Source organism: Micromonospora sp. CNZ295 (assembly GCF_004217535.1).
In genome coordinates, this window is sequence record NZ_SHKZ01000001.1 from 4,804,095 (window position 1) to 4,830,097 (window position 26,003).

The 26,003-nt window shown below is 73.3% G+C and carries 17 protein-coding genes; 15 read left to right on the forward strand and 2 right to left on the reverse strand.

Annotated features, from left to right (window positions below; genetic code table 11):
* Positions 1-23: 23 nt before the first annotated feature.
* A complete protein-coding gene (locus EV376_RS22485) occupies positions 24-737 on the reverse strand; it encodes an alpha/beta fold hydrolase (RefSeq protein WP_165438055.1) in 714 nt (237 codons plus the stop codon).
* Positions 738-1,016: 279 nt separating this feature from the next.
* Between EV376_RS22485 and EV376_RS22490 the strand changes: the two genes are divergently transcribed.
* From EV376_RS22490 to EV376_RS22555, 15 genes are all read left to right on the forward strand, one after another.
* On the forward strand, positions 1,017-1,946 hold the full coding sequence (locus EV376_RS22490) for a nucleoside-diphosphate kinase (protein WP_130326272.1): 930 nt from the start codon (positions 1,017-1,019) through the stop codon (positions 1,944-1,946).
* A 298-nt stretch (positions 1,947-2,244) separates the two neighbouring features.
* Positions 2,245-3,060, forward strand: coding sequence for an alpha/beta fold hydrolase (locus EV376_RS22495; RefSeq protein WP_130326274.1), 816 nt, complete (start codon positions 2,245-2,247; stop codon positions 3,058-3,060).
* On the forward strand, positions 3,057-4,694 hold the full coding sequence (locus EV376_RS22500; protein WP_130326276.1) for a non-ribosomal peptide synthetase: 1,638 nt from the start codon (positions 3,057-3,059) through the stop codon (positions 4,692-4,694). Before EV376_RS22495 ends, EV376_RS22500 begins: the two co-directional genes overlap by 4 nt.
* 180 nt (positions 4,695-4,874) lie before the next feature.
* Positions 4,875-7,724: an aminopeptidase N gene (pepN, locus tag EV376_RS22505; RefSeq protein ID WP_130326278.1), complete on the forward strand. Its 2,850-nt coding sequence runs from the start codon at positions 4,875-4,877 to the stop codon at positions 7,722-7,724.
* On the forward strand, positions 7,721-8,659 hold the full coding sequence (locus tag EV376_RS22510) for a nucleoside-diphosphate kinase (RefSeq protein ID WP_130326280.1): 939 nt from the start codon (positions 7,721-7,723) through the stop codon (positions 8,657-8,659). Before pepN ends, EV376_RS22510 begins: the two co-directional genes overlap by 4 nt.
* Before the next feature lie 91 nt (positions 8,660-8,750).
* Positions 8,751-10,586, forward strand: a complete 1,836-nt coding sequence (locus EV376_RS22515; protein ID WP_130326282.1) for a non-ribosomal peptide synthetase — start codon at positions 8,751-8,753, stop codon at positions 10,584-10,586.
* A 14-nt stretch (positions 10,587-10,600) separates the two neighbouring features.
* Positions 10,601-15,052, forward strand: a complete 4,452-nt coding sequence (locus tag EV376_RS22520) for a non-ribosomal peptide synthetase (protein ID WP_165438056.1) — start codon at positions 10,601-10,603, stop codon at positions 15,050-15,052.
* A complete protein-coding gene (locus EV376_RS22525) occupies positions 15,052-15,378 on the forward strand; it encodes a phosphopantetheine-binding protein (RefSeq protein ID WP_130326286.1) in 327 nt (108 codons plus the stop codon). Before EV376_RS22520 ends, EV376_RS22525 begins: the two co-directional genes overlap by 1 nt.
* Positions 15,375-18,809 carry a beta-ketoacyl synthase N-terminal-like domain-containing protein gene (locus EV376_RS22530; RefSeq protein WP_130326288.1) on the forward strand — a complete coding sequence of 1,145 codons (3,435 nt, stop codon included), beginning with the start codon at positions 15,375-15,377 and terminating at the stop codon, positions 18,807-18,809. The genes EV376_RS22525 and EV376_RS22530 overlap by 4 nt, the downstream gene beginning before the upstream one ends.
* Before the next feature lie 5 nt (positions 18,810-18,814).
* A complete protein-coding gene (locus EV376_RS22535) occupies positions 18,815-19,657 on the forward strand; it encodes a 3-hydroxyacyl-CoA dehydrogenase family protein (RefSeq protein WP_130326290.1) in 843 nt (280 codons plus the stop codon).
* Positions 19,658-19,690: 33 nt separating this feature from the next.
* Positions 19,691-19,960, forward strand: coding sequence for an acyl carrier protein (locus EV376_RS30525; RefSeq protein ID WP_207228301.1), 270 nt, complete (start codon positions 19,691-19,693; stop codon positions 19,958-19,960).
* A complete protein-coding gene (locus EV376_RS22540) occupies positions 19,957-21,051 on the forward strand; it encodes an acyl-CoA dehydrogenase family protein (RefSeq protein ID WP_207228303.1) in 1,095 nt (364 codons plus the stop codon). Before EV376_RS30525 ends, EV376_RS22540 begins: the two co-directional genes overlap by 4 nt.
* Positions 21,048-22,016: a 3-oxoacyl-[acyl-carrier-protein] synthase III C-terminal domain-containing protein gene (locus EV376_RS22545; RefSeq protein WP_130326294.1), complete on the forward strand. Its 969-nt coding sequence runs from the start codon at positions 21,048-21,050 to the stop codon at positions 22,014-22,016. The genes EV376_RS22540 and EV376_RS22545 overlap by 4 nt, the downstream gene beginning before the upstream one ends.
* Before the next feature lies 1 nt (position 22,017).
* Positions 22,018-23,106 carry an HAD-IIIC family phosphatase gene (locus tag EV376_RS22550; protein WP_130326296.1) on the forward strand — a complete coding sequence of 363 codons (1,089 nt, stop codon included), beginning with the start codon at positions 22,018-22,020 and terminating at the stop codon, positions 23,104-23,106.
* Positions 23,103-24,050: a hypothetical protein gene (locus EV376_RS22555; protein ID WP_130326298.1), complete on the forward strand. Its 948-nt coding sequence runs from the start codon at positions 23,103-23,105 to the stop codon at positions 24,048-24,050. The genes EV376_RS22550 and EV376_RS22555 overlap by 4 nt, the downstream gene beginning before the upstream one ends.
* Here EV376_RS22555 and EV376_RS22560 read toward each other — a convergent pair.
* Positions 24,014-25,990 (reverse strand): FAD/NAD(P)-binding protein, encoded by a 1,977-nt coding sequence (locus EV376_RS22560; RefSeq protein WP_486482917.1) that lies wholly within the window; start codon positions 25,988-25,990, stop codon positions 24,014-24,016. The two genes, EV376_RS22555 and EV376_RS22560, sit on opposite strands and share 37 nt — an antisense overlap.
* Between the last annotated feature and the right edge of the window lie 13 nt (positions 25,991-26,003).

Below are 26,003 nucleotides of genomic sequence, written 5' to 3' on the forward strand. Positions count from 1 at the left end.
GCGGCCGGCATCGACCGGCCGCGTCACCCACGTGAGCCGGAGGCGGCCACGCCAGCGGCTGCCACCACCAGGGCCAGCAGTTCCGCCCGCCGGTCGACGAGGTACATGTGGCCACCGGGGATCTCGGCGTAGCCGAAGTCGGCCGTGGTGGCTGTCGCCCACTCCGCCGCCTCGGCCGCGGAGACCAGTTCGTCGTCGGCGCCGCGAACCGCGGTGAGTGGGATGGCGACCGACGTCCCCGGCGGGGTGTCGTACCCCTCTGCCATCTGGACGTCGGCCCGCAGTGGCGGAAGCAGCAGGCCACGCAACCTCGGCTCGGCCAGCGCCGCGTGGCTCGCACCGGCGATGTCCTGCACGGCGGCGATGAATTCGTCGTCGGGCAGGCCGGTGACCCGGACCGGGCGGGCGAGCCACGGCGCCGCCGAGCCGCTGACGAACAGCCGGGACAGCCGGCCCGGAGCCACGACGTCGAGCCGGCGGGCCAACTCGAAGGCGATCAACGCGCCGCTGCTGTGACCGAACAGACACACCTCGCCCGGCTCGGCCAGCTCCGCCTCCACCGTGGGGAGCACCGCCGCCACCGCGTCCGCCACCGTGGTGACCGGTGGCTGCCGAATGAGGTTCTCTCGACCCGGCAACTGCACGCCGACCACGTCCACCGGCGCCGGGCTGCTCCGGCGCCAGGCCTGGTAGAAGCCGGCGCCGCCGCCGGCGAAGGGCAGACACAGCAGCCGCATCGTGCCCGATGACGATCGTTGCTCCGGTGCCCGCAACACGTCCCCCTTCATGTCCGAGCAGGACGGGCCCACTGGGGTCCAGTGGTTGGTGAACCTACTACACGAGACCGTTGCCGATCGTCACGCAGGCACAAATCGCATCGAAACGTGTTAACGTCCCGAAGCCGTCCGCGCAGGTCGTCGCACCGGACCGGCGCCGGGGCGTCGCCGGCGCGGTCCCGGGCCGGGAAACGGGCGATCGATGTCGGCGAGTGGGCGGACGAGAGCGAGGAGGATGAGATGGAGACCGTCTCCTGGTCGAGCCTGACCCGCCTGCCGGCGAAGGCGGAGTACTACCGCCACGAGGTGTACTTCCGGGAGACGCTGGACGAGCTCAGCGAGCTGTACGGTCGACGGCTGGCCGAGGTACTGCACCGCTCCGCTCTCATGATCATCCGGCCGGAAGGGCTGCGCTCCGGGCGGTTGCCCGCGGTGCTCGACCTCCTGGGGCGGCACGGTTTCGTGCCGCTCGCCGCGGAACCCCTGCGGTTCGATCGGTTCCAGACCCGCGAGATGTGGCGCTACCAGCACACGCTGGCCTCGATCGACCGCCTCGCCGCCACCGACCAGGTGCTGTTCGCCGGTCCGGCGCTGGTGTTGCTGCTGCGGCGGGACAGCGCCGGCGGCCCACCGGCGACCGTCGAACTGTGCGCGCTCAAGGGGCCCGCGGATCCCGTGGGCCGGTCCGCGGACACCCTGCGCAGCCTGCTCGACCAGCCGAACCGCATGTTGTCCCTGGTGCACTGCGCCGATGAACCGGCCGACCTCGTCCGCGAGATCGGCATCGCGTTCGACGGCGGGCACCGCGGGCGGGTGCTGGCCGCGCTCGACCGCACCGCGCTCGACGAGGCCGGCCACCGTGCGCTCGCCGACGCGCAGGACCTTCCCGAAGTGACCTTCGACCCGGACGCCGCCGTGGAACGGCTGCGGCACGCGCTGCGCCTCAGCGTGGACGACCCGGCGGCCGACCGCGCGCTGGCCCTGCTGGACCGGCTGGTCGCCGGCGAGCCGGGCACCTGGCGGCCGCTGATGCGGACGGTGCCGCGCTCGTCCGCCCGGGTCGACCCGATGGACCTCGCCGTCGTCGGCAGCTGCTTCATCGACTACGACGAGCCCGGCGCAGTGAAGTTGCTCATTGGCCCGGATCGTGCGTCCTGGTCCACGGACTGACCAGGGTCGATCCAGCGGGACCGCTCTGCCGCCGGCGGTGAATCGGCCGGAACTCGATTGACGAATTGACGGCACCCGATAAAGTGAGTGGGGTTCCAGCGAGGACCGACGCATCCGTCCGGTCAGGACGATGCGCGTCACGGCATCGATGATCGTTGCCGACATCCGCGGAAAGAAGCGGATCACGGGGGGAGGGTCAGGTCGTGCCTTCGCGTGTCCTGATGGGCATAGCCATACCAGCGTGTGAGCACGGTTCGTTGATTCCCGGTACGCGACGGCCCGGCTCGGCGGGGAGCGCGTGAACGCCGCGGCCAAGGGACGCCGGGCTGCCCCGGGGCTGGTCGAGTGGACGTCCGGCCGGCTCGGCGGCCCTGCCCTGATCTGCGTGCCCTGGGCGGGCGCCGGCGCGGCGCCGTTCCGGTTCTGGGCCTCGGCGTGCGCCGACGACATCAACCTCTACGGGGTCCGCCTGCCCGGTCGGGAAAGCCGGGCCGCCGAGACTCCGTTGAGCGACATGACCCGGATCGTGGACCAACTCGCCGACGACGTCGCGGAGTTGTCCCATCCGCACGTCGCGCTCTTCGGCCACTGCTCGGGCGCGCTGGTCGCCTACGAACTGGCCCACCGGCTCGGCCCGCTGGTCGTTCAGTTGTCGGTGGCCTCACAGCTGCCGCCGGCCGCCGCGGCCGAGGCGGCCGGCGAGGAGCTCAGTTCCCGCGACGGCCTGGCCGCCCGGTACCTCAACCGTGAACTGCTCGACGACCGGGACATCGTCGAGCTGCTGCTGCCGGTTCTCGAGGCGGACATGCGCGCCGTCTCCGGTTACCGCCACCGGGCGGGCCGCCTGCACGAGGTGCCGATCACGGTGTTCCGCGGCTCCGCGGACACGGAAATCGGGCCCGAGCAGGTGACCGGCTGGTGGGAGGCGACCTCCGGTCCCCTCCGCGTACGGGAGATGCCCGGAGCCGATCACCTCTTCACCGGCGCCGCCTGGCGGCGCCTCGGCGACCAGGTGGCGGAGGAGGTCCGCCGGGCGGCCCGACACCACGACGGCCGCCCGACCGAGATCCACGCGTCGCCCGGGCGCGGCGTCCTAGCGGAGGAGCGAGGGTGAGCGCGAGCTACGAGTGGCGGCGGGCCGACATCTCCGCGAGTGCCGCCGGGCTGGCGGAGCGGATCCGCGAGGCCGTGCCGGCGCGACGCCGGGTGCTGGCGCTGGAGTGCGACCGCGGAGTCCCCTCGCTCATCGCCTTCACGGCGGCCCTCGACGCCGGGTGCGTGCCGTTGCTGGGCTCGGCGGCCGACCCGGTCGACCGACGTACCCGGCTGCGCACCCTGTCCGGCGCCGCGCTGACGCTCTCCTCTCCCCCGGGCGGCGATTTCGCCCTCGAGCCGACCGGGGTGCCCGACGCCGGCCCGGCACCGGACGCGGTGTACCTGGCGGCCACCTCCGGCAGCACGGGACAGCCCAAGGTCGCCGCCATCAGCCGGACCGTGTTCGACGCCTACCTCACGGACGTCACCGAGGCGTACGGCCTGACCGCCGACGACCGGGTGTTGCAGTTCGCTCCCCCGGGGTTCGACGTGTTCGTCGAGGAGACCCTGCCGGCCTTCCACGTCGACGCGACCGTCGTCGTGCCGCCGTGGAGTCACGCTCCGGCCGCCGCCGCGTTCCTCTCCTTTCTCGACGAGACCGGCACCACCGTCGTCAATCTGCCCAGCTCGTACTGGATGGGAGTGGCCGACCACCTGCGATCGACCGGCGACGCCATGCCCGCATCCGTACGGCTGGTCGTGGTGGGCAGCGAGCCGGTGAGCCGAGAGCTGGTCGAGTGGGCGCAGGAGCGGATGCCGGAGGTGCGGATCGTCAACGCGTACGGCACCTCGGAGGTGGCCCCGACGTGCTTCGTGTTCGACTGCGCGGAGCTGCCCAAGGCCACCGCGGACCCGACCGCGGTGCCGGTCGGAGGACCCCTGCCGTTCCTGCGGTACCACATCGACGACCCCGCGGACTCCCCGTACGGGCGGCTGCACCTGGCACCCACCGGCGCCGGGCCGCAGCTGCCCGCCTTCGACACCGGTGACCTGGCCTCCGTCGGCGACGACGGCTACGTCTACCTGCACGGGCGCGCCGACCTGACCCGACTCAAGCGCGGCGGGGTGACGGTGAACGCCGAATCGCTGGCGGCGTGTGCCCGAGAGTGCCCCGGCGTGCTCGGCGCGACAGCACAGCTGGACCACCGGACCGACTCGCTGGTGCTCACCGTCCAGTCGGCGGCCGCCCCGGAGGACACCGCCGAGCTGGTCCGCAGTCACCTGCGCGCCGTCCTGCCCCCCGCCTGGCTACCGGACCGCATCCAGGTCGCCACGGGCTACGGCGGGGTGGCCGGCAGCAAGTTGAGCGTGTCGAACGGCAGCTCCCCGCGGCCGGACGGCGCGACGGCCTCCGTGGAGTCCACGGTCCGGAACGCGTGGCGGGACTGCATCGGGGCCGCCGACATCGACGCCGACTACGACTTCTTCGACGGCGGCGGCGATTCGATCACCGCGGTCCGGGTCAGCGCCCGGCTGTCCGACCTGCTCGCTCATCGCGTTCCGGTGCAGCTCCTGTTCGCCCATCCGCGCTTCGGCGACTTCGTCGACGCCGTCACCACACTGCTCGGCGACCGGCTCAAGGTGGCCGGGCCGCGATCCACACCTGCCGCCGGTGCCCCGCTGTCCCAGCGGGGCACCGCCCGACCCGACTGACAACCCGACCGACCGGTGCCAACCGGCCGGCGCGCCGCTTCTCCCGGCCCTGCCGGGAAGCCGCGCGGGCCCCGCGGACCAGGAGGAGACGACCGACATGCCGCCCGCACCCCTCACCCGTGACACCGGCGAGCCCGACGTGGGTACGCGGGTTGCCGGCACCGACCCGGTGGCGGTGCGATGACGGCCGCCACGACCGGACCCGCCGACGCGGTCGCCGCCGTCTTCGCCGACGTCCTCGCCCTGACCGACGTCGATCACCACGTCGGCTTCTTCGACCTCGGCGCCGATTCGGCGAGTGTCGTCCGCGCCGTGAACCGGCTGCGGGAACGCTGGCCGCATCTGCGCTCGGTCGACGTGTTCACCCATCCCACGGTGGCCGATCTGGCCACCTATCTCGCCGCGTCCACCCCGGCACCCGACAGCCCGCCCGGCACCGCGGGGGCCGAGCGCGGCGGGGCGCCGGCGGGCACCGCGGTCAACCTCACCGAGGCGCAGGCACGGCGACGCGCCGAGCTGATCGACGTCCACAGCTACGACATCTCCGTCGACCTCACCGGTGCGCCCGAGGGCGACCACACCTTCCCGGTCACCACGACGGTGCGTTTCCACAGCCGGCGGCCCGGTGCGAGCACCGTCATCGAATGCGCCGCGGAGCGCATCGAGGCGGCGACGCTCAACGGCGCCCCGATCACCACCTCCGGGTGGTCGCCGGCGGCCGGCCTGCCGCTTGACGACCTTGTCGCCGGCGAGAACGTGCTGGTGGTGAGGGCGGTGTTCCGGTACGCGGCGGGTCAGCGCGGCATGTTCCGGGCGGTCGACCCCGCCGACGGCGCCAGCTACGTGTACAGCTCGTTCGAGCCGTCCGCCGCGCAGCGCGTCTTCGCCTGCTTCGACCAGCCCGATCTCAAGGCGCGCTTCACCTGGCACGCCCGGGTGCCGGCGGGGTGGCGGGCGATCTCCAACATGCCCGCGGCGGAGACCACGGTCGAGGTCGCCGGCGGATCGACCGTCCACTTCAGCCCGTCGCCGCCGATGAGCCCGTACGTCGCGGTGCTCTGCGCCGGCCCGTTCGTCGAGGTCCGGCACCGCAGCGGCGGGCGCGACCTGGGCATCTTCTGCCGATCGGCGATGCGGGACCGGTTGGACACCGACCCGCTGTTCGCGATGACGAGCCGCGGCATGTCGTTCTACGAGGAGCAGTTCGGTCACGCGTACCCGCTGCCGAAGCTCGACTACGTGGTGGCGCCGGAGTACCGCGGTGCGATGGAGAACTTCGGCTGCGTGGTGTTCAGCGAGCGGGACTTCGTGTTCCGGTCCCGGGTCACCGGTGCCGAACGCCTGCGCCGGGGCGCCATGCTGATGCACGAGTTGGCGCACATGTGGTTCGGCAACCTGGTCACCATGCGCTGGTGGGACGACCTGTGGCTGAACGAGGCGTTCGCCACGTGGGCGTCGTACTGGTGCCTGGCGGCGGTCGGCGACCTGCCGGAGCCGTGGGCCGACTTCGCCACCCAGCACAAGGCGCGCGGTCTCAAGGCCGACCAGCAGGATGACTCCCATCCCGTCTACGCGCCGGTGCCGGACGTGGACACGGCCGAGGTGTCCTTCGACGACATCACGTACCGCAAGGGCGCGTCGGTCATCAAGCAGCTCGCCGCGCACGTGGGCATCGGTACCTTCACCGCCGCGCTGCGCCGGTACTTCGCCGCCCACGCCTGGGGCAATGCGACGTTCGACGACCTGGTGCGCTGCCTGGAGACCGAGTCGGGGCGGTCGCTCCGCACGTACGTCGACGAGTGGCTGCGTACCACCCGGACCAACACGCTGCGGCTCGAGGTCGACGTCACCGACGACGGCCGGTACGCGGCCGCGGCGGTGCTCCAGGAGGCACCCGCCGCCTCGCCCACGCTGCGGACGCACAGCGTGCGGATCGGTGTCTACGACCGGGCCGGCACCGGCCTCACCTGCCGTGGCGCCGTCCAGGTCGACGTGACGGGTCCGCGTACCGCCGTGCCGGAACTCGCCGGGCGGCCCGTCGCGGACGCGCTGCTGCTCGACGACACCGATCTGACCTTCGCGCGGCTGCGCTTCGACGAGCGGACCACGTCCACGGTGCGCGACCTGCTGGCGGAGATCCCCGAGCCGCTGTCCCGCGCGGTGGCCTGGGCGTCCTGCATCGACCGGCTGCACTCCGCCGAGCTGGCCACCCGGGAGTTCGTGGACATGGTGGCCCGGTGCCTGCCGAGGGAGACCCACAGCGCGCTCGCCGGCAACGTCCTCAAGGAGGCCCAGTTCGCGCTGGACTTCTTCGCCGATCCGGGGTGGGCCGGGCGGGGACGGGCGTTGCTCGCCAAGGCGAGCCTGGCCGCCGCGGAGACGAGCGGCCCGGGTAGTGACCTGCAGCTGATGTGGGGGCGCGCGTTCTGCTCGGCGGCCCGCGGCGAGGCCGACCTGGCGCGGGTCCGCGCCTGGTACGAGGGCGACGCCCTCCCGCCCGGGTTACCGATGGACGAGGAGATGCGGTGGACCGCCCTGCAGGCGCTGGTCGCCGCCGGCGCCGCCGACCCCGAGGAGGTGGAGCGACGGTTCGCCGCCGACACCTCGGTCGGGGGCCGGTACGCGGTCAGCACGACGCGCGCGATGGTGCCGACCGCGGCGGCCAAGGAGCAGGCGTGGCGCGTCGCGCTCGCCCCGCACACGTCGGTCACCATCCGCCGGGCGATTCTCACCGGCTTCTGGCATCCCGCGCAGACCGCGCTGACCGCCGGGTACGTCACGCGCTACTTCGACGAGCTCGCCGAGGTCTGGCACACGCAGGACCACGAGGCCGGCCGGTACATCGCCCAGTTCGGTTTTCCGGCCGTGCACGTCTGCGCCGAGACGATCGAGCAGGCCACGGCCTGGTGCGCGACGCCGGGCCAGCCGGCGCCGCTGACCCAGATCGTCGGCGCGGCCACCGCGCGGATGCGCCGGGCGGTGGCGGCGCGCCAGTGCGACGCGGGACATGGCGAGGGGGGACGGCGATGACGACGGTCGACTGGTGGCCGCTCACCCGCAGCCCGGAGAAGGCGGAGTATTACCAGCACGACGTGTACTTCCGGGAGGCCCTCGCCGAGGTACGCGAGCTGGCGGGTGAGGCGAGCACGCAGGTGCTGCGCGAGTCGGCGCTGATGATGGTGCGCCCGGAGGGGCTCGCCGCCGGCAGGCTCACCCCGGTGCACCGCTTTCTCGGCGAGCACGGCTACCAGATCGTGGCGGTCGAGAGCGTCCGGTTGAGCCGGATGCTGCTGCGTGAGCTCTGGCGGTACCAGCACACGATGGCGAGCCTCGACCGGTTGGCGGTCGTCGACCAGATGCTCTCGGTGGGCCCGGCGCTGCTGTTGTTGCTGCGCCGCACCGATGCCACGGACCTGCCGGCGAGCGTCGGCCTGTCCGTCCTCAAGGGCGCCTCGAACCCCGCCAACCGGCCCCCCGGCACGCTGCGGGAACGGCTGGCGCAGCCCAACCGGTTGTTCGCGATGGTGCACTGTGCCGACGAGCCCGCCGATCTCGTCCGCGAGCTGGGCATCCTGCTCGACGTCCCGGCCCGGCGGGCCGGAATCCGGGCGTTGGTGTCCGGGCAGCTCTCCGACGAGGGCGCGCGGACGCTGGCCGCGGCGCTGCGACGGGATGAGCGCGAGGCGCGTGCGCTGGATCCGGAGGCGGCGCTGCGCCGCCTGCTCACGCAGGTCAACACGGCGGGCCCGGCCGGGAGGCACGCCGCGGCGATGCTCGACTCGACCCGGTTGGGCCGGCGCATCCCGTGGCGGGCCTTCCTCCGTGAGCTGGCCGCCCTACCGGTGACGACGGACCAGTGGGATCTCGCTCTGGTGGGAAGCACCTGGATCGACTACGACGAGCCAGGAACGACCAAGCTACTCGGCGGACCCGATGTGGACTGTTGGCGCCAGGACACCGGTTGACGCGTCCGCGATCACCCGCAGTCGACCTTCCCATCGACGGGTGATCGTTTCGGGGCACTCGCTGGGATACTCAGGGGAACGGGGGTTGTCGATGGAACGGTTCGATCTGGACGCGCACGTCCAGGGCGCCGGGCCGGCACGCCGCGGGGCCGCCGGGCCGGCCGGTCAGCACGGCGTACCGGGTGACGAGGGTGTGCACCGGCTGGTGCGACAGTGGGTCCGCGACACGCCCGACGCCATCGCGGTGCACGAAACGACCACCGGGCGGCGACTCAGCTACGCGCAGCTGTGGGAGGCCTCCGGCGCGGTGGCGCTGGCACTGACCCGGCGTGGCGTCGACGCCCGCAGCGTCGTCGCGGTCGCGCTGCCGCGCGGCCTGGATCTCGTCGTCGCCGTCCTGGGGATCGTCCGGACGGGAGCGTCCTACCTGCCGCTGGATCCGGCCGGCCCGGTGGCGCGCTGGACCGACGCCACCCGGGTGGCGGGCGCGGCACAGGTGATCGTCCCCACGCCCGCGGCGCCCGCTCCGGACGGCCCGGAGCCCGTCGTGCTGGCCGACTGCGCCGCCGCGCGGGGAACGGCGCCGGACGAACCCGCCGTCGCGCAGCAGCCCCTGTGCGTGTACTTCACCTCCGGCACCACCGGGCGGCCCAAGGGGGTGGTGGTCCCGCACCGTGCGGTGCGGCGTCTGGTGACCGGAACCGCCTACTGCCCGCTCGGGCCCGGCGACGTGGTCGCCAGCCTGGCCAATCCCGGCTTCGACGCGACCACCTTCGAGATCTGGAGCACGCTGGCGGCCGGCGCGACGGTCGCCGTGCTGGCCGATCCGGTGGAGGCCGGGCTCGACTCCTGGCTCGACAGCCTGACGGCCCACGGCGTCACCACGATGTTCCTGACCACCTCCCTGTTCCACATGATCGCCCGGGAACGCGCGGAGGCCCTGCGGTCGCTGCACACCCTGCTCGTCGGTGGCGAGCAGCTCGAGCTGGCACTGGTCCGCCGGGTGCTGGCGGGCACGCCGCCGTCCCGGCTGGTCAACGTGTACGGCCCGACCGAGACGACGACGTTCGCCACCTTCTACGAGTGCACCCCGGCGACCCTCGCCGGCCGCACCCGGGTTCCGATCGGCAGACCGATCCAGGAGACGTGGATCCAGGTCGTCGACGACGACCTGCGCCCCGTGCCGCCGGGGACGGAGGGCGAACTGGTCATCGGGGGCCCCGGGGTGGCGCTGGGCTACCTCGATCAGCCGGAGTTGACCGCCGCCCGGTTCGTCACCGCCTCGGACGGCCTGGGGCGGCGCTACCGGACCGGCGACCGGGCCCGGCAGCTCGAGTGCGGCGCGGTCGAGGTGCTGGGCCGGCACGACCGGCAGGTCAAGATCCGCGGATTCCGCATCGAGTTGCCGGAGATCGAGGGGGCGTTGGTCGCCACCGGTCTCGTCGACGTGGCCGTGGTGGAGAAGATCGGCGAGGGGCCGGCGGCGTACCTGGCCGCGTTCGTGCTGCCCGCGCCGGGGCGCGTCCCCTCCGTCGAGGACCTGCGCGCGGCCCTCGCCCCTCGACTTCCCGGTTACATGGTCCCGCACCGCTGGCAGGTCCGCGACGCGCTGCCGCTTGGGCCCACGGGCAAGGTCGACCGTGCGGCGTTGCTGGGCGAACTGGACGGGCCGGCCCGGCCGGCGGGCGGGACGGACGACGCCGACACCTCCCTGACCGACCGGATCACCGCGATCTGGCGGGACGTGCTGGGCGTCGACACCGTCACCGCCGACAGCGACTTCATCGGCCTGGGCGGCAACTCGATCCTCGCGGTGCAGGTGTCGGTGCGCATCCGGGAGACGGTCGCGCTCCCCTGCGAGCCGATGGACGTCCTACTGGCCGATGACGTCGCCGGCCTGGCCGCGCGGCTGGGCGGGCCGGCATGAAAGGGGCGGCGGTGATGCCCGACCCGCGCCCGCCGCGGCGACGGCAGGCGACCACCGCGCCGCTGTCCTTCGCCCAGGAACGGCTGTGGTTCGTCGATGTCGCCGAGACGCCCGGCGGCTCCAGCTACAACGTGCCGCTGCTGCTGCCGTGGCGGGGCCGCGCCGACGTGTCGGCGCTGGCTGCCGCGCTCGGCGCGGTCGTGGCCCGGCACGAGGCGCTGCGTACCGTCTACCGGGTCGTCGAGGGCGCGCCGACGCAGGTGGTGACGCCTCCCCGCCCGGTCGAGGTGACCGTGCTCGCCGCCTCGGCGCCGCCCACCGCAGCGGAGGTCGCCACCAGCGCCCGGATTCCCTTCGACCTCACCGTCGACCAGCCGGTGCGGTGCGTGCTGTGGCGGGCGCCCGAGGGCGACACGGTGCTGTTGACCTTCCACCACATCGCGGTGGACGGGTGGTCGCTCGCTCCGCTCTTCGACGACCTGACCGCCGCGTACGGCGATGCGGTGGCCGGGCGGGAGCCAGCGCTCGCCGACGCGCCGCTGCAGTACCCCGATTTCGCCCATTGGGAGCGCGAGAGCGGAGTGGCCCTGCGGGGGATCGCCGAACGGGCGGCGCAGCTGGCCGGGGCGGACGCCGAGCTGCGCCTGGCCGGTGTCCGGCCCGGCGGGGACGTCCCCGACGGGGCCCGGCCCGGCGGCGAGCACCGGTTCGTGGTCCCGGCACCGTTGTGGACGGCCCTGACCCGGCTCGCCACCCGGCTTCGGGCCACGCCGTTCGTGGTGCTGTTCGCGGCCTACCAGGAGGTGCTCCGCCGCTGGTCCGGCTCGGCCGACTTCCTGGTCGGGTCGATCATGGCGAACCGCGTGCACTCGGCGTACGAGGGTGTCGTCGGCTTCTTCGCCAACACCGTTCCGCTGCGCTGCCAGCCTCAGGCGGCGCTCTCCTTCGAGCAGCTGTGCCGACAGAGCCGGGTGGAGGTCTACCGGGCGCTCAGCGCCCAGAGCATCCCGCTGCACCACCTGGCGGCCCAGGTCGCGACGATCCGCGGCACCGGGCGGGCGCCGCTGGTCACCGTCGGGTTCACTATGCAGAACATGCCGGCGGCCGACCCCGCCTCGACCCCCTGGCACCGGCCGCGGCTGCTGCCCGCCGGCACCGCCCGCTTCGACCTGATGATGATCACGGAAGAGGTCGACGGAGAGCTGGCCGGCTCGGTGGAATTCGATCTCGAGCGATACCCGTCGTCCCTGGTCGCCGCCTTCGTCGAAGGTTTCCTGACCCTGCTCGAGGCCGCGGTGCGCGACCCGGCCGCGCAGCTGGCCGCGCTGCCGCTGACCGCTTGCGGTGCGGCGGAAACGGTGCCGAACGTCCTGGTCGGCCGGTCGGATCCGGTCGACGTGCCCGCGCTGCTGGAGCCGGTGGCGGCCCGACTCGCCGAGGCGCCCGCGGCGCCCGCGGTCACGGCGGGCGCGACGACCCTGTCCCGCGGCGCCCTGGACCGCTGGGCGTGGACCGTCGCGCGCCGCCTCGCCCCGGCCGACCCCGGCTCACCGGTGCCGGTCCTCGCCGCCCGCGGCGGTGGCCTCGTCGCCGGTTGGCTGGGGGTGCTCCGTTCCGGCGCCGCGTACGTGGCCCTGGGCCTGGAGACACCGCCGCGACGCCTCCGCGCGATCCTCGCCGACGCCGGGGCACGGGTCGTGGTCGCCGACGCCGAGGGCGCCGCCGTGCTGAGCGAGGTCGACCTGCCGCTGACGGTGGTGCGGCTGGACGGCCCCGCCGAGGACGATTCCTCCGGCGCGAAGCCCAGCCCGGCCGCCGCGGTCGAGGCCGACCAGCCGGCGGTGCTGTTCTACACCTCCGGCACCACCGGCACCCCCAAGGGCGTCCTGGTGCCGCACCGGGGACTGGCCAACTCAGCCCTCTGGTGGGCGCGGGACGCGGACCTCCGCCCCACCGACCGGGTGCTGTGCGCGGTCGGCAGCGCGTTCGACCCATGCTCGTTCGAGACGTTCCGGTGCCTGACCGCCGGCGCGGAACTCGTCTTCGCCGACGACCTGGAGCGCCGGGACGGTCGGGCGCTGCTGCGCCTGATCTCGGGCTGCACGGTCGCCGCCATGACGCCCAGCCTGCTGACCGCGGTGCTCGACGCGGCGGATGATGCCACCGGTCCCCCGCCGCCGCCCGCGCTGCGCCTGCTGTACCTCGGCGGCGAGGTGCTGACCCGGTCGCTGGTCACCCGGATCGCGCGGCGCTGGCCCGCGGTCGAGGTGCGCAACGTGTACGGGCCGACGGAGGCGTCGTGCAACGCCACCTGCGCCCCGGTCGATCCGGACGACGGTGACGAGCCGGCGATCGGTCGTCCGATCGCCAACACCCGGGCGTACGTGACCGGGCCGGCCGGCGAGGAGCTACCCCGCGGCGCGGTCGGCGAACTGCGCCTGGCCGGGCCCGGTGTGGCCCTCGGGTACCTCGGCCGGCCGGCGGAGACGGAGGCGGCGTTCCCACCCGACCCGGTCGTGCCGGGCGGGCGGATGTACCGCACCGGCGATCTGGTCTCCGTCCGCGCCGACGGGCAACTCGCCTTCCACGGGCGAGTCGACGATCAGGTCAAGGTGCTGGGCAACCGGATCGAGCTCGGCGAGGTCCGCCGGCGGCTGGAGCAGCACCCGCAGATCGTGGCCGCCGCCGTCGAGGCGGCCGGGCAGCCGGCGCGGCTGACCGCGTACGTGGTCCTCGCCGCCGGCGCCGCCCCGACCCGTGAGGCCGTGGTCCGGCCGCTGGCGCAGTGGCTTCCACCAGCAGCGCTGCCGGTCGAGGTCCGGGCGGTCGAGTCCCTGCCGTTGACCGCCAACGGCAAGGTGGACTTCGGGGCGCTCCGGGCCGGGCCGGGCGGGTCGCTCGCGGGGCGTCCGACACGCCCGCTGTCACCCGCGCAGGCGTGGGCGGCGGACCGGTTCAGCGAGACCCTCGGACTGTCGTCGGCGGCGCGCGCACAGCTCGGCCCCGACTCCGACTTCTTCGGGCTGGGCGGCCACTCCCTGCTCGCGGTCCAGATGCTCAGCCGCGTCGACGTCTCCCTGCGCCAGTTCCTCGCCGATCCCACCGTCGCCGGATTGGCGCGGGCCCGGGCGTACGACGGGGCTCGGGCCGTCCCCGCCCTGGCGGCGTCCGACGCGGCGCACCCGGCCACGCCGGTGCAGGAGGCCTTCTACCTGCTCGACCGGATCCCCACGCTCCGACCGGCCTACCTGGCGCCGAGCGTGCTGGAACTGCGCGACGACGTCGACGTCGCGGCGTTGCGGCTGGCGGTGGACACGGTTCTCGCCCGCCATCCCGCGCTGCGCTCGCGCTTCACGCTCGATCCGGGCTCGCGCCGGGTCGTGTACCACACCGACGCGGCCGCGGCGACCTGCACGGTGCTGGACGGGGCCGGCTGGAACGCCGGCGACCGCCAGCGTTTCCTCACCGAACAGTGCTGGTCCCCCGTCGACCTACGCGGCGGTCCGCCCGCCCGAGCCGTGATCGTCACGGCGGGAGGCGGCCCACCGCTGTTGGTGTTGACCCTGCACCACATCGCCGCCGACGGCTGGTCGCACGGTGTCCTGCTACGCGAGATCTCCGAGTGCTACCGGGCGGAGCGCGCCGGCGTCGCACCGCGACTCCGGCCCGCGGTACACCCGGCGGAGCTGGTGGACGACTGGGCGGCCCGTACCCCGCACCAGCGGGCCGCCGACCTGGCGCAGGTCGTCGACCGGCTGGCCGGGATGCCGACCGACATCGCGTTGCCCCACGACCGCCCCCGGGCGGGCCTCCAGCGCACCGAGGGTGCCGTCTGCGCCGTGACGGTCCCGGTGGAGACCTCGCGTGCGCTGAAGGAGGCGCTCGCGGCCTCCGGTTGCACGCTGCCCATGGCCGCCGCGGCGCTCGTCGCCGTCGCCCTCGCCCGTCGGAGCGACCAGCGCCGGTTCCTCTTCGCCTACCCGTGGGCCGGTCGCGACGGCGCTCAACACGCCGCAGCGGTGGCGATGCTGGTCAACACGGGTGTGCTCGGCGTCGACGTGGGCCGGGCCGGGACCTGGCGGCAGCTGCTCGAACAGGTTCGCACCGAGTGCCTGGCCAGCTACCAGGCGACGCACGTGCCGTTCGAGACCGTCGCCGCGGCGCTGGCCCCCGAGCGGGACCTGAGCCGGCCCCGGCTCACGCCGGTTCTGTTGGCTGCCCCGGGCACGGTGGACGAGCACCTCGACGATCCGTTCCGGGGAGAGCTCGACGTGCCGTCCCCGCGGGTGAAGTACGAGCTGGAGTTCACCTTCGCCGAGCGCGGCGGCCAGGTGTCGGTGCGGTTGGCCTACGCGTGCGCCCGGTTCGACCGGGACACCGTGGAGAGCCTGCTGGCCTCGGTGGTCGCCGCCGCGGCGGACCTTGCCCACTCATTCGACGGATCGACGCTGGAGGCGTTGCAGTGATGGACGAACGTGCGGCGATCGAGGCGGTCACCGGCGTCTGGTGTGCCGTGCTCGACGTGGACAGCGTCGCCCCCGACACGAACTTCTTCGAGGCCGGCGGTCAGTCCATTCTCGTGCTCGCCGTGCACGAGCAACTCGAGCGGCTGGCCGCCCGACCCATCCCGGTGGAGGACCTGTTCCACCACAGCACCGTCCGCTCGCAGGCCGAGTACCTGTTCGGCGCCGCGACCGTGGACGTCCGGTCGCGTACCGCGCAGCGCGGCCGGCTGCTCGACCGGGGGCAGCGGAGCGGTACGGTGCCGCAGCAGGGCAGCGACCAGCGATGAGCGCCAGTACGGACATCGCCGTCATCGGCGCGGCGTGCCGGTTCCCGGACGCCACGAACGTCGACGAGTTCTGGGCGAACCTGGACGCTGGCGTCGTCTCGACGCGGGAACTGCCCGGTGACCGCGACCTGCTGGGCGCCGGCACCCACCCGGGCGACGACGCCGGTCTGGTGCGGGTCGCCGCAAGGGTCCCCGGCGTCGACATGTTCGCCGCCGAGTTCTTCGGGTACGCCCCGGCCCAGGCGGAGCTGATCGACCCGGCCCATCGCCTGCTGCTCGAGGTGTGCTGGGAGGCGCTGGAGTCGGCGGCGCACCCGCCGGACCCGCACGGCCCACTGGTCGGTGTCTTCGTCGGCGGCGGAGTGAGCCCGTACTCGTCACTGCTGCAGGCATCCATGATCCAGCGCGGCGGCCGGGCCGCGATCGAGGACATGGACTTCAACCTCGGCTCCGCGGTCGACTACGTCGCCTCGCGGGTGGCGTACAAGCTCGGCCTCCGCGGCCCGTCGATCACCGTGTCGACCGCGTGCTCGTCGTCCCTGACCGCGGTGCACTACGCGGTGCTGAGCCTGTTGTCCGGCGAGTGCGACATCGCTCTCGCCGGCGGCACCTCGTCGGCGGAGCCGCTGCTCGGCTACCGGTACGTGGCCGGCGGGATCATGTCGCACGACGGCGTGTGCCGCCCCTTCGACGCGAGATCGACCGGCACCGGCGCGGGTGCCGGGACCGGTGTCGTGGTGCTGCGCCGGCTGGAGGACGCGCTACGCGACGGTGACCACGTCCTCGCCGTGGTACGCGGCAGCGCGGTCGGCAACGACGGGGACGCCCGCCCCGGTTTCACCGCCCCCAGCCCGGCCGGCGTGGCCGACGTCGTCGCCACCGCGCTGCGGACCGCCGGGGTCCGCGGCGGCGATCTCGACTACGTCGAGGCGCACGGCTCGGGCACGGCGCTCGGGGACCGGATCGAGCTACGCGGCCTCATCGAGGGCGTCCGGGCCGCTGGCGGCGCGGACTCGACCAACTACTGCGGGCTCGGCTCCGTCAAGGCGAACATCGGACACGCCGGCTGGGCGGCCGGTGTCGCGGGTCTGCTGAAGGCGGTCCACATCGCGCACACCGGGCGGTTGGCTCCGCACCCCACGTTCCACCACCCACGTGACCCCGGCGTGCTCGACGAGAGTCCGTTCGTCATCTCCGCCGAGCTGTCCGAAGCCCCGGCCCGGCCGGACGGGTGCCACGTCCTGGTCAACTCGATGGGCCTGGGCGGGGTGAACGCGGCGGTCGTCGTGGGACCGCCACCGGCCGCCACCGGCGTACCGGACGAGCCGGTGAGCCCCGGCCCCGCCCGGCTGCTGCTGTCCGCTCGTACCCGAGCGGAGCTGGACGAGATGTCCCGCCGGCTGGCCGCCGTCCTGGAGGCGGGCGCCGTCCGGTTGGCGGACGTGGTTCACACCCTGCGGGTCGGCCGTGCGACCTTCGCCGAGCGGCGGGTGGTGTCCGCGCCGGCCGACCGCCTCGCCGCCGCCCTGCGGCTGCCTCGGCCGCCGGCGGTGCAGACGCGCCGACCACAGCGGTGCCGGCTGGTGCTCGCCGGCCGTGCCCCCGCCGCACCTTTGGCGGAGCTGCTCACCAGCGTGGCGGGCGGGCGTCTCGAGTCGCTGCCGGATGTGCCCGACACCCCGCCACCCGGCACCTTCCTCCTGATCCTGGCCGGCGCGGAGGACCCGCCCGTAGGGCGCGACGCCGCGCACGCGGTGCTCGCCGTGGACGAAAACGGTGCGGCGACGCCGGACGCGCTCGAAGCCGCGCTCGTCTGCGCCTGGCTCAACGGCGTCGACGTGCGGTTCGACGCCCTGCCGGCCGTGGGGCGCCGGGTTCCCCTCCCGACGTACCCGTTCCGGCGGTCCCGGCACTGGGCGCTGGACCGCCTGCCGCCCCCGCAGCACGGCACCCCGGCGGCGGTCGCGCCGCCGCCGAACGGCGCGGCGCCCGGGGCCGACCCGGTCCTGGCCGCCCTGCGAGGGATCTGGGCAGACCTCTTCGGCGCGGACGACATCGGTTTCGACGACGAGTTCGGCCAACTCGGCGGCAACTCCCTGCTGTCGGTCCGGATGGCGCTGGAGGTCCAGCAACGCCTGGGTGTCCTGGTCAACCTGCACCGCGCGGGAGGCAGCCGGACCACCATCCGGCGTCTCGCGGAGGTGGTCTCGTCGAGCATCGCAGCCGAGGAGACGGCCGACGGCGACGGCTCCCTCGTCGACCGGGATGTCGCCGTCGACCTGGGCGAGTTCGCTCCCGTCGCGGCGTGCGGGACGGAGGTGCTGCTGACCGGTGCGACCGGTTACGTCGGTGCGTTCCTGCTGCATTTCCTCCTCCGCGCCACCGACGGGCCGGTCCACTGCCTGGTCCGCGGCGGTCAGGCGGACTCCTGGGCGCGGCTGCGCGAGGCGGCATGGCGCTTCGGCCTGCCGCAGCCCGATCCGGACCGGGTCCACGTCGTCACCGGCGACCTGCGCGACATCGGCCGGACGCTGGACGCGAACGGGCTGGGCACCCGCGTCGGGCACGTCGTGCACTGCGCGGCGCGGGTCGTGTTCACCGAGCCGTACCGCGTGCTGCGGGAGGAGAACGTGTTGGCCTCGGTGGAGCTCGTCCGGTGGATGCGGCGCCACGGCATCGCCGACCTGTCGTTCGTCTCGTCGCTGGCGGCCACCGGGGTGTCCCACGACGGCAAGGTCACCGAGGACTGGAGCCAGCCGCTGGACCCCGAGCAGGGTGGTTACGGGGTCGGCAAGTGGGTGATGGAGCGGGTGCTCGAGCGCGCCGCGCTCGACGGCATGCGGGTGCGGGTCTTCCGGCCCGGCCTGCTGCTCGGGTCCACCCAGACCGGCGGCTGCAACGCCAAGGACATGGTGTGGAAGTTGCTGGCCAGCGCCGTCGGGATCGGGGCCCATCCGCTCGACGACCGCCCGCTCCCGCTGGCACCGGTCGACGTGGTGGCGCGGGCGATCGTGGAGCTGGGCCTGAGCCCGGCGTCGGCCGGCCGCGCGTACAACCTGGTCGGCGCCGAGCCGGTCAGCGTACGTCGCCTCTTCGCACTGCTCGGCGAGGCGGGCCTGACGACCGAAGGGTTGCCGCCCGACGTGTGGCAGCAACGGGTGTTGTCCCGTGCCCGGGCAACCGGTGACGAGATCCTCGCCAGCATGACCCTCTTCGAGCAGAGCGGCCACGACTACGGCGGCGGCCGCATCGACGCGGCCGGGTGGCGGCGGTGGCTGAGCAGCGCCGGGCTGGACGTCGGCCCCACGGGCGACGGGCTCCGGCGGTCCCTGGACCACCTGGCCGCCACGGACGCGTCGTTCGGCCGCCTCCTCGCGCCCATGCTGGCGCCGGCGAGCGACCGTGCAGCCGTGAATTCCGGAGAAAGGTGACCGATATGCAGTGGGACGGCAGGCTGGCAGTCATCGGTGCGGGGGTGATGGGCACCGGCATCACCACGCTGGCGGTCAGCCACGGCATTCCGGTGACCCTGATCGACGTGGACGCCGGGGCGGCGCAGCGGGCCGCCGCGGCCGTGGCGACGCAGCGCCGGGCGGCGCAGCTGTTCGGCAAGCTGCCCCGCGATGTGGAGCCGGCGTCGCTGCACGTCGGCACGTCACTCGGCGACGCGGCGGACGCGGATGTGATCATCGAGGCCATCGTCGAGGTGGCGGAGGCGAAGGCGGCGCTGCTGAGCGAGCTGTCCACCGTGGCACGCCCGACGGCGCTGATCGTCTCCAACACCTCCGCCATCCCGATCGACGAGCTGGCCAACTCCGTCAAGAACGCCGAGCGCGTCGTCGGAGCGCACTTCATGAACCCGCCGTACATGATCCGGACCATCGAGGTGATCCGTGGGCCGCGCACCGGTGACGAGGCGCTCGGACGGCTCACCGAGCTGCTCGAGGCCCTGGGCGGTGAGGTGCTCGTGGTCAACGACGGGCCCGGCTTCGTCATCAACCGCGTCCTCCAGCGGATGATCAACGAGTCGGCCCGGATCGTGGCGGACGGGACTGCCACCGCCGAGACCGTCGACCGGCTGTTCCAGGGCTGCCTCGGGCACTCGACCGGCCCGCTGGCCACCGGCGACCTCATCGGGCTCGACAACGTCGTCGACAGCCTCCGGGTGTTGCACGAGCGCACCGGTGATGCCGGCTACGAGCCCTGTGACCTGCTCGTCGAGATGGTCGCTCGAGGTGACTTCGGCCGTAAGACGGGCCGTGGCTTCTATACGTACTGATCCATCGACCCTTCGATACCCGGGAGGTGGCGCGTGAGCGCCTCGGCGGTAGGTGCCCACGGCACCGCGGTGACCAGTAAGACCATTCTCGACTTCCTCCACGAACGGACCAGGCTCGAATGGGACCCGGACCGGGACCTGTTCGAGTCCGGCGCGGTGACGTCGCTGTTCGCCCTGGAGCTGGTGGTGTTCCTGGAGGAGAGCTTCGGTGTCTCGATCACCGGCGACGAACTGCGGCTGGACAACTTCCGGACGGTGACCGCGATGACCGCGCTGGTGCACCGGCTGCGGGAGGCGGCGTGAGCCGACCCGCCGTGCTGACCGGACTGACGCTGTCCGACGCCGCCGGCTGGGACGTCGACGGCGAACTCCCGGACGGACTGGTGCGGGAACTCGGCGAGGCGGGAATCCTCTGCGCGGAGGTGCCGACCCGCTTCGGCGGCCTCGGCCGATCCAGCCTGGACAACGGGGCGTTGACCGCCGACATCGGCGCGGTCTGCGGCTCGGTGCGCAGCATCATGACCTCACAGGGCATCGCCGCCGCCACCGTTGGCCGCTTCGGTACCGCCGCCCAGCAGGAGACCTTCCTGCCGGCGCTGACCTCCGGCTCGACGGCCGGCGTGGCGTTCAGCGAACCGGGCGCCGGCAGCGACCTCTCGGCGATCGCCACGACGATCACCCGCGACGGCGACACCGTTGAGGTGGACGGCTCGAAGATCTGGGTGACCGGCGCCTGCTACGCCCGGTGGATCGTGGTGTTCGGCCGCTACCAGTCGGGCGCCGCGTTCGTGCTGGTGCCCACCGACGCCCCGGGCGTGCACCTCACGCGGATCGCCCAGCCGCTCGGCTGCCGAGCCGCCGGCCACGCCGACGTGCGCTTCGACCGCGTTCGCGTACCGGCCTCGCACCTGCTCGGGGGAGCCGGCATGCCGATCTCGCTGCTGACCGCCTCGGCGCTGACCTACGGCCGCGTCTCGGTCGCGTGGGGCTGCCTGGGCATGATCCGCGCTTGTCTGGACGCGGTCGCCCACCATGCCCGCACCCGCACGGTCGGCGACGCTCCGTTGGCCGAACGGCAGCTGATCCAGGCCCACCTGGCCGAGCTGTGGGTCGCCGAGCGTACGGCGGCCCTGGCCTGCGCGGAGGCCAGCAGGCAGTGCGACGAGCGGTCGGTGGAACAGGTGATGTCGGCGGTCTTCGCCAAGTACGTCGCCTCCACCCGGGCGAGCGCGGCGGCGAGCGTCGCGGTCCAGGTCCTCGCGTCCGCCGGCGCCCGCGACGGCCACGTGGTGGCCCGGGCCTACCGCGACGCCAAGCTCATGGAGATCATCGAGGGCAGTTCCGAGGTGTGCCAGGTGCTGCTGGCGACGCAGGCCGTGGGACGGCGGGCATGAGCACGGACATCGGAATCGGCGACATCCACTGCCTGCTGCCGGACAGGACCGTCAAGGTCACCGACCTGCCCGAGTTCGAGCTGCTGACCCCGGAGGCGGCGGAGTTCGTCCGGCAGTCCGGCATCGACACCGTCGGCGAGTTCGTCGACGCGCCCGCCGCCGAGTTGGCGGCACGGGCCGTTCACGGGCTGCGCCAGGCCCGGCCAGCCGAGCCGGACGTGCTGCTGGTGGTCGGCTCCCGGGCACCGGACGTGCTGATCGGTTCGGACGCGAGCCGAATCCAGGCCGACGCGCGGCTCCCGTCGACGTTCGCCTTCTCGATCGACGGCCTGGGCTGCACCGGCTCCAGTGCGGGCTGGGCGCTCGCCCGTGAACTGCTGCTGTCCGATCCGGGCCGGGACAGCGTCATGGTGACCCACGCCAGCCGGCCGGCCGGCGTGGACCGGGTCCGGTTCCCGGTGACCGTGATCGGCGACGGCGCGTACGCCATGACGATGGTCCGCGGTGGACGGCCGGCGCTGCGCGGGCACCGGATGGAGACCGACGGTGCCTTCCACGACCTCTTCGTGATCGACTACAAGCAGTCGCCCTGGTACGAGTGGCGCGAGGAGTGCCGCCAGCCGGACCGGTACCGGATGGAGTTGGCGCTGCACAGCCGGCTGCGCCTGAGCCGCATGCTGGACGCCGTGCTCGCGGAGGCGGGACTGCGGCGCGACCAGGTGGCCGCGACGTTGATGCAGAACGTGACAGCCAGCGCCTTCGTGTTCTACGAGACGCTGCTCGGTGTGCCGATCCACCCGGTCTGCCGCACGCACCTGGCCGCGTACGGCCACCTCGGCGCCATGGATGTCGTACTCAACCTGCAACGGCTCATCGAGAGCGGCGACGTCCGCACGGGCGATCACGTCGTCGTCCTCAACAACAGCCCGACCGCCGCCTGGTCGGTGACGCTCTGGGAGATGTGAGATGACCACGAGCAAGGACCAACTGGTGAAGTGTCTGGTCTGGGACCTGGACAACACCCTGTGGCGCGGGACCCTTCTGGAGGGTGACGAGCTGCGGGTCGACGACGAGATCCGGCAGGTGATCCACACGCTGGACGCGCGGGGCATTCTCCAGTCGGTGGCCAGCCGAAATTCGCCGGACGAGGCGTGGCCGCAGCTGGAGGCGCTCGGCCTCGCCGAGTACCTCGTGGCACCCAAGATCGGCTGGGGCCGCAAGTCCGACGCCATCAAGGCGATCGCCGACGAGTTGCAGTTCGCGCTGCACACGATCGCCTTCATCGACGATCAGCCCGCCGAGCGGGCCGAGGTCGAGTTGCGGCTGCCCGAGGTGCGCTGCTTCGACGCCACGCTGGCGCCCAGGCTGACCTCGCTGCGGGAGTTCACCCCCACCGTGGTCACCGAGGACGCGCGACGGCGCCGCGTGATGTACCAGACCTCGGTGCGGCGCGACCAGGCCCGCCAGGAGTACTCCGGCCCCGACGAGGAGTTCGTACGTACCCTGCAGGTCAGGCTGGACCTGGTCCGGGCCGACGCGGAGTCGGTGGCCCGGGTCGAGGAGCTGACCCGGCGAACCAGCCAGATGAACGCCACCGGCATCCACTACTCCGAGCAGGCGTTGCGGGACCTGCTCGCCGATCCGGACCATGAGGTCCTGGTCGCGACCCTGACGGATCGCTTCGGCCCGCACGGCGCGATCGGCGTGCTCCTGCTGCGCCGGGGCGGGCCTGCGTGGCATCTGAAGCTGCTGGCCACCTCGTGCCGGGTGGTGTCGTTCGGCGTCGGCAACGCGATCCTGCGCTGGCTGATGACCGAGGCCGCCCGGGCCGGCGTGCACCTGGTCGCCGATTTCCGACCCACCCCACGAAACCGGATCATGGAAGTGACCTACGGCTTCGCGGGCTTCGCCCCGCTGGCCTGTGCGGCCTGCGCCGAGATCGCTCCCCGCGACGGCGAGATCCGCCGGCTCCACCTGGTGCCCGCACCCGCGGAGGTCACCACCATGACCATCACCGCACCGGACCTTTCGACCGCCATCGAGGAGAGCGTATGAGCAGGCAGCGGGACGCCGTGGTGCACGAGTGTTACGGCTTCCGGGTGGAGTGCAGCGTGGATCCGGAAGCGATGCCGGCGGTGCGCGCCTTCTTCGGTCCACCGGTCGGGTCCCCGGGGCGGTCGGCCACCGCGGCGGCCAGCCTGCGGCTCACCGTCGAGGTCTCCGACACCCTTCCGGCGGAGACCGTGCCGCCGCCGCACAACCCGACGGTGATGATGGCCGATCCGGTGGTCATCGACGCCGGCAGCTCCCGGGGTGTGCTGGACCCCGCGGCCGGCACCGCCACCGTGGTGCTGGGGCGGGGGGACGTGGACAACCAGGTGGTGTGGGGCCGGTGGATCCTGGAACGGATGTTCCTCTATCTGGTGGGCAGATCCCCCCGCCACTACCCCTTGCACGCGGGAGCCGTGGAGATCGACGGCAACTCCGTCGTGCTCGCCGCCGACGGCGGAGTCGGAAAGTCCACCTTCACCTTCTGGGCGCTGCATCGCGGAGCGCGGCTCGTCGGTGAGGACATCATGGTCCGCCACCTCGATGACGACGAGCCCACCCTCTGGGGCTACCCGCGCGCGCTGTACGTCACGCCGGCGATGATCGCGCGCGCTCCCGAACTGGCCGGCGCCGCCGTGACTCCGATCGACACCGGCGAGAAGGCACGCCTGGTCGTGCCGGACGCCGTGGACACCGTTTCCGTGACCCGCCCGACGTGGTTGGCGTTCCTCACCCGCGGCGGCGACGGGGTGCGCCCGGTCGGTGTCGACGACGCGATCGAGCGTTGCCGGGCGGACTTCACCGTGGGCAAGGAGGGCACCCCGCTCGCCGACGAGGCGGAGGCGGACCTGCGGCGCCTCCTCGGCGGCGTGCGGATCATCGAGTTCGCGCTCGGCGACGACCTCGACGAGAGCTACGACCGGATGCGCAAGGCGCTGCTGGCGGGTTGAGGGCCGGCGGTGGGCGCCGGGGCGGGTACGGCGTCCACCGCCGCCCAGAGGTCGTTCACCCAGGAGATGATGTTGCGCATCGCATGGTGGTTCGCGTGCGGCTTCATCGCTCCACCCTGGAAGAACTTGCGCCCTTCGATGCACGGGCCGAGGAAGGTGAGCCGGCGGTCCACCCGCCCGCCCGCCACGACGGGGTGGAAGTCATCGGTCAGGTCGAGACCGCCCGGGGTGTAGTCCGCACCGTCGACGCCCGGGTTCCGCCACTGCCGGACCAGTCCCCGCCGGAGCAGGTTCGGGTACAGCGGAGGGGCGTCCGCCGCCGCGTCGAAATGGTGCACCCGGGCGTCGACGAGCACGTCGATGGCGGCCCGGAAACCGGTCGTCGGGCCCACCACGGTGAGCCGCCCGTCGGCCGCCTCGAGCCGGGCGCCCGGCCCGGCGCCGACCTCGACCACACCCTGTCGGATCACCGCGGCGATCTTCTCCATCACCTCCGGTGCCGCGCCGTAGGCCAGGCGGTTGTGGTGGCGCAGCCACGTCTGCAGGAACCGGCGGTGCGAGTCGGCCGTCAGCCCAGCGTCGTTCACCGCGTACACGATCACCGGGCGGAGGCCGCGCCACACCCCGTCGGCGGCCGTCTTGGCCGGATCCACCGGGATGCCCCGCCGGGCAGCGGCGATGTCCGAGCTGATGAACCGGAGCAGGGCCGCCCGGTACGTCTCGGCCGAAACCTGGTCGCCGGCCGGGATCGGCTGGATGGTCGACTCCCAGGAGAAGCGCGCCTCGGCCGGCACCCGGGCGGCCACCGCCTGCTCCACCGCGGCCAGGAGCATCGGGACCGACTCGTCGGGCAGCAGCCGGGAGGCGCCGTCGGCCAGGAACGACTCGTACGCGGGTCGGGCGGCCGCGGCCAGCCGGGCGCCCCACTCCGGTCCGAGCGCGGTGGCGTAGTAGAGCACCGCCATCTCCAGCACGACCAGGGGGAACAGGTGGCGCTGGTAGTCGAGTTGGTTGCGCTCGCCCACCGGAAGACCGTGCTTGCGCAGCCGGTCGACGGCCTCCATGGTCAGGAAGACACCCTGGTGCTTGGTCTTCGTCATCGAGTCGGCGCGGGTGAAGCAGAACAGCCCCGACCCGCTGAATGCGACGATCCGACCGGGCTCGCGGCCGGAGGGCAGGTAGTCGAGCACGCCGTCCCTGGTCTCGAAGCGACCACCGCGCCCCTCGGTCAGGTGCAGGATGACGTCGATGCCGGTGAGCATGGTGCCGGCCACTCCGACCACCCGATCCGGGCCGGTGACGCTCGCCGGAAGCTGGGTCGGCAGCGGGTACGGACTGGGTCGGTAGAGCGTCCCCGTCGCGCGGGTCATCTCCACCCAGGCGCGTCGCGCCGGGTACCGGTCGGCGGCGTTGTAGGAGTGCCCGGTCACGAACAGCACGTGGTCGACCAGCACGCCGTCCCCGTCACCGGACGTGCGGATGCGCAGCATGCCGTCGACGTCGCTGATGTCGACGACCTCGCTCGCGTGCAGGTGGACGGAGGTGCCCGGCATCGCGCGCAGCGCCGCCAGGTAGCGGTCGAAGGCGTCGCGCAGCGCCAAGCCGTGCAGGTAACGACGTGGGTAGGCGCCGGGCTCGATGGCGAACCGCTCGTCCCCGGTGGCGGCGTAGCGCTGCCGGCACCAGTCGTGGAGGGTGCCACGGGCGGCGGCGTCGAGGAGAGGGTCGGCGCCTTCGACCGTCTCGTCCGCCGCGAAGGACAGCTCACCCGCGGTGCGGTTCAGGTAGCTGGTGGGGGCCTGGGTGGGGCTGTGCACCTGTCCGGCGCCGAACTCGCCGGTGCGCTCGTAGACGTGGATCGCGAGAGGGCGTCCGGCGTGGCTCATCCGGGTGGCGACAAGGCGCTCCATCGCGTACGTCCCATAGGGGCCCGCGCCCACGATTGCCAACCGA